At 60.2% G+C, this 5,017-nt stretch carries 3 protein-coding genes; all 3 read right to left on the reverse strand.

Annotated features, from left to right (window positions below):
- Window positions 1-866: hypothetical protein (locus WA354_RS25060; RefSeq protein WP_472815760.1), on the reverse strand; the 866-nt coding region annotated here is incomplete at its 3' end.
- A 62-nt stretch (window positions 867-928) separates the two neighbouring features.
- Window positions 929-3,424 (reverse strand): penicillin acylase family protein, encoded by a 2,496-nt coding sequence (locus WA354_RS25065; protein ID WP_472815761.1) that lies wholly within the window; start codon window positions 3,422-3,424, stop codon window positions 929-931.
- A 143-nt stretch (window positions 3,425-3,567) separates the two neighbouring features.
- The gene (locus WA354_RS25070; RefSeq protein WP_472815762.1) at window positions 3,568-4,653 is read right to left on the reverse strand and encodes a lysostaphin resistance A-like protein; all 1,086 of its coding nucleotides are present in this window, start codon (window positions 4,651-4,653) and stop codon (window positions 3,568-3,570) included.
- Between the last annotated feature and the right edge of the window lie 364 nt (window positions 4,654-5,017).

Below are 5,017 nucleotides of genomic sequence, written 5' to 3' on the forward strand. Positions count from 1 at the left end.
GGGTCGGTGTGGTGGCCGAACAGAAAGCTGTTTTCGATGGCGAGGCCGGGATCGTCGGTGGCCTGGCGGATCTGCACCCAGTGCTGCTCGACGGCGGCAGGAACAAGATAAATCGCGGAGAGTCCGAGACCTAGAGTGACGGCAACTACCGATCGCAGAATCGGCGCCCATGAACGCTGAAGGATCGCGACCGTGAGTGCGACCGGAGCCAGAAGATAGCTGGCCATCACGCCCAGGGGTGCGTTGGAGAGCCAGGCTCCTGCGACGACGAGGGCGAGCAACACGGCCGAGCCGTCAAGGGCGCGACGCCACACGGATGCGTGCGAATTGCGATCGCGGAAGACGAGCAGCAGCAGCAGCGGGATCCAAAATCCGCCGGCGAGTTCTCCGAAGGCGGAGCGCTCGTAGGCGGTAAACATCGAATAGCCGGAGAAGAGCGCGGCGCATCCGGCGAGCGTCGCAGGTCCATCGGAAAGCGCTTGCCGGGCAAGCATGCGTGTGGCGAGGCCGGTTGCGGCGAGGAAGCTACACAGAATGGCGAGTTCAACGCCTTTCCATGGGAAGATCAAGCCGAGTGCCGCGCCGAGCATCCAGGTAAGAGGCGGATAGAAGACGAAACGCGGCTCGCCTGCGCCGTAGTTGGGACTGGGCGCCCAGTGTGGATAGAAGATGCCATGACGCCAGCTGGCGGCCGCGTCGAGCCACGAGGCGAGATGGAAGTCGAAGTCGTGGCCACAGGAGGTGTTTCGAATGAGGTCGGGAGATGTGGCGATGAGAGCAGCGAGGCAGATGATCGCAGGACCGAGAAAGCGGCGCCAGTGGATCGGATTCTGGTTCCCAGGTTTCAAATTCGAGACCCAGGGCACCCGGTTCCTGCTGCTCGAAGACGTAACTGATCCCTGATCGCTGATCTCTGATCCCTGATCTTTCATGGCAGCAGGCGCAGGGTGTGTTGCGTGTTGGCGGCTACTGCGGCGGGAGTGAAGGGCAACGCGAAGGTGCGGCCGTTGTAGTAGTCGTCCCACTGGTCGCGGAAATAGGGGCTATAGGGGTTGCCGCTTTCACCCAGGACGATGTCTTCGGTCGAGCCATCGATGTTGCTCCAGTCCATGGTGAAGCGCTGCGAAGGACCGAACGCAAGGCCCACCTGTTTGACGGTTATTGTGTCGCCGCTAAGCGGCTGGGGGCCAGTGCCGGCGATGCGACTGATGAACGGCAGGAAGCTGGCAAGCGGGTGCTCGATGTCAACGACATGCCAGGAACCGTAATTCCATTTGCTGACGTCAGTAGGCGCGTTGCCATCTTTCATAGCGCGGCGCACGGCGTCGGCAAGGAAGGCGTCCCAGTCTTTGTAGGCCGGAGGAAGCCAGTCGGGGCTGGCGTGCATCACGATCTCCTCTTCAGCGAAATTGGATTCGGACCACTGGTAGTGTTCGGCATCGTCTTTGCCAAGTTTGGGCTCCAGCAGCATGGTACGCAGCGTGTAGCGGGTCCGCGTGACGAGCGAGGCAGCGGCGGAATCGATGGAAAGGTGGCCATCCCAACTGCGCATCAGGTCCGCGGCTTTGCGGAGTTTGTCGTCGGCGTTCGCGGTGTGGTCAATCGCGTAGGAGAGGCGATGGCCGAGTTCCTGGTCCATCTCGCTGTAGATGTCAGTCTGGACCGCGAGCATGTCGGCGGGCTTGAGCTGGTCGCGGCCTTGCAGAAGCTTGTAGATGCGCTCGATGCGGTAGGGGTCGGCCCATTCGTTGGTGAGCGGGTATTTCGACTTGTCGGTCGTGACTTGGGAGTTAGCAGTGGCCAGAAATCCGGATGGAGGGTCAAAGGCGTTGGGCATGTCGTCGAAGGGGATGTAGCCCTGCCACTCATGCGCGGTATCTGTAATGGGCATGTTGGCCAGTCCTGCGGGCCGAAGCGGTATACGGCCGACTGCGTGGTATCCGATGTGACCCTGGTCGTCGGAGTAAACGACGTTTTGTGTGGGCCAGTTCCATTGGGAAAGCGCCGACGAGAAGTCGGTCCAGTTCGATGCCGTGTCGAGAGCGTAAACCGGAATCGAATTCAAGGTAGTGTCGTAGAGCGCCCACTTGAGAGCGATGGCACGGGGATCCCTGGTGAAGACGGGATCAAGCAGCGGACCATGGTTAGTGAGGCGCACGTCGTAGTTGACGTCTTTGCGTCCGCGTACATGGATGGTTTCGTGATCGACATTGAGCGTGTGCCAGTTCCCATCTGCAACCTGGAAGTTGCCTTTTCCATCAAGCTTCTCGATGTAGAGGTCCTGAACATCGGCATAGAGGGCGGTGAATCCCCAGGCGACATGCTCGTTGTGTCCGGCTATCACGAAGGGCATTCCAGGCAGGGTGACTCCGGCGGCGTGGAAGCCGGGTGCGCGCAGGTCGGCCATATACCAGATGTTCGGCACGTTGAGGCCGAGGTGCATATCGTTCGAGAGCAGCGGTTTTCCGCTCGCTGTATGTTTGCCGGCGATAACCCAGTTGTTGGAACCCGGTGTGCAGCCGTCACAGGCGCGTTGGCCAGGCAGATCGCGGAGCGCGTCGAGATCTGTGCTTGGAACGGCGAGGGTCTGGGTGCGCTCGTCGTCCTCGTCGTCGCTGGTAGAAGGCGGCTGAGGATGCGGTTGGCTAAGGTCGAGCAATTCGCCGGTGGGGGGATGGTCACGCCACGAACCCACGGGGTAGAGATCGGACTCAAGCTTGGGACTGTGAAGTCTGGCGGCAATGCGCTCGCGCGAGAGCTTGGTGTACCAGTGCGTGTCGAGCATGTCGACCATCATCATTCCGATGCTGATGCAGTCGACTCCGGTCCATGGCTGCGGCTTGTAGTGCAGCAAGTGGAACTCCGGCGGCAACGAATCCTGGTGCTGCGTGATGTAGAGATTTACGCCGCGCGCATAGGCTTCGTAGCGGGCGCGCTCTTCCGGCGCCAGGTTTGCATAGATGCGATGCGCGGTATTGCGAAACTGGAACATGCGCTGAGCCTTGTCGTGGCGCAGCAATGAGGGACCCATCACCTCGGCCAGTTCGCCGTTGGCACTGCGGCGGTAAGCATCCATCTGCCAAAGGCGATCCTGCGCAGTGACGTAACCCTGCGCGACGAACATGTCCTCTTGCGTCGCTGCGTCGATGTGGGGAACGCCGTGCTGATCGCGACGGATGGTGACAGGGGCGGAGAGCGCCGGTGCGCTTTGCGATGCAAAATGAATGTCGCCATCGAGGACCGGAAGCGCGGCCTTTGCGGCGGAACGGAGCCAGAGGATTCCAACGGCGGCTAGCGCAACGAGGATCGCCACCAGCCACGCGGCAGTGAAGAAGACATATCTGGGCCAGCGGCGTTTCCGGCGACGTGGTTCCGCCGCAGGATAGGCTCCAGATGCTAAGTTGGCTGCGTGGGATTCCGACATGGGTCAACTACAGAATAACGCTGTGGTGGTTCTGAGCGTGCAGAACCCGTTTCACGTGGTGATCATCATTCCCACCCCGTTATTTCAGTGCGAGCCGTCGTCGTGGCGCAATTCGATCACATCCGCCTTCGCATACGTTCACTTCAGCTTGCTAACTGTTCCCTCACGGGATTCGCGGAAATTTGAGCAGGTCCGGGCCGACGATAGATGACGACCAGCCACGCCAGCAGGAGCAGCACAATCGGGATAATCAGCAGGCTGCCTTCGGGTCCGTCGGCGCCTCCGCTCCACAGCGGATTGCCGCCGGTCCTGGTGCTGAGGAAGTGTCCAGAGGCCACCATCCCGCTGTCGGCCGTGCCATAGAAGTAGGTTTCCGCCCAGTCCCATGCAGCGTGGCAACCAATGGCCCACCAGGCCGATCCGGTCAGCCAGATGCTGACACAGAATACGAAACCTATGAATGCGGCCGCGAAGATGCCGATCCAGTTTTCGCCATTGTTGCCGGTGTGGCCGAATCCAAAAAGTGTTGAAGTCAGCCAGGCTGCCTGCCAGAAGCCGGAGCTTGGCGCTTTATTCAGATGCAGCAAAAGGCAGGGGCCCACGCCGAGCAGGGTGATCACATAGACACCCCACGCGCCATTGCCCCTGGTTCTCATGATGAGAGAGCCGCACATCAGGGCGATGAGGCCGGCGGCCCACCAGAAGTTGATGCCGCGCGTCAGCGTGTACTGCAGGTAGCAGCGCATCGAGCCTTCTTCAAAGCAACCGACAAGAAGAAAGACAGCACCCCATACCGCTGCGTACTTGAAGATTTGCGAGCCCTGCAGAGCGACAGGGCCGAAGTGGAGCCACCCACCCCAGGCCATTGCTCCCACAAGTACCGACAAGGCGGCAAAGCCAACCACCAGGCCACTGAAGAAGTGCCTCACACGGTGAGGCCCCCGCAGGTTGTAGTCGAGGATGGTGCGGTGCTCGATGGCGGCGACGATGGCGACGCAGGCAGTAAGCAGGATCAGTTCGAAAAGTTCGCCGTAGAAGGCCTGTTTGGGGCCGAATCCGGTTCCCGCCGTCACCAGATGCCACTTGCGGATCACGTAGGACGATACCTTGCCCAGGAGGGCAAGCAGAGACACGACGAGCAAGATAGACCAGCCGGCGCGCAGTCCCTGGGGGCCAATGAAGATCCATCGCAGGCCGCGGTAAGGCTCCTCGGAATCTTGTTTTGGCAAGTCCGGGTACATCGAGTCATGTGGGCCTGGTTGGGTAGGTTCGAGCGCGGAATGAGTTTGCTCGGTCTCCGGATCCATGGTTGCTCCTTGAAAGGATGGTTGCGATTGTCGCAGTTGTCGCGATCTCGTTTGGAGAGAATTCTACTGGAGTATCCATACGAATGAGCAGGAGCCTGGGTTCAAGTCAATTCCTTGCTTCAGCTTCCCTATTCCGGCTCCTTGACTTAATGAGCCAGCCGCATGATTCTTAATCTTCCGGCTCTACCGGATTCTGGCTCAAGGAGTTGTGGCAGTTGCGGGTTAAAGTCTTCTATCACGATAAGTGCTTTGACGGAGCCTGCTCCGCATCGTTGTTTACGCGGTT

It is taken from the genome of Occallatibacter sp. (genome assembly GCF_049802275.1).
In the GTDB taxonomy this organism is placed as follows: Bacteria; Acidobacteriota; Terriglobia; order Terriglobales; family Acidobacteriaceae; genus Telmatobacter.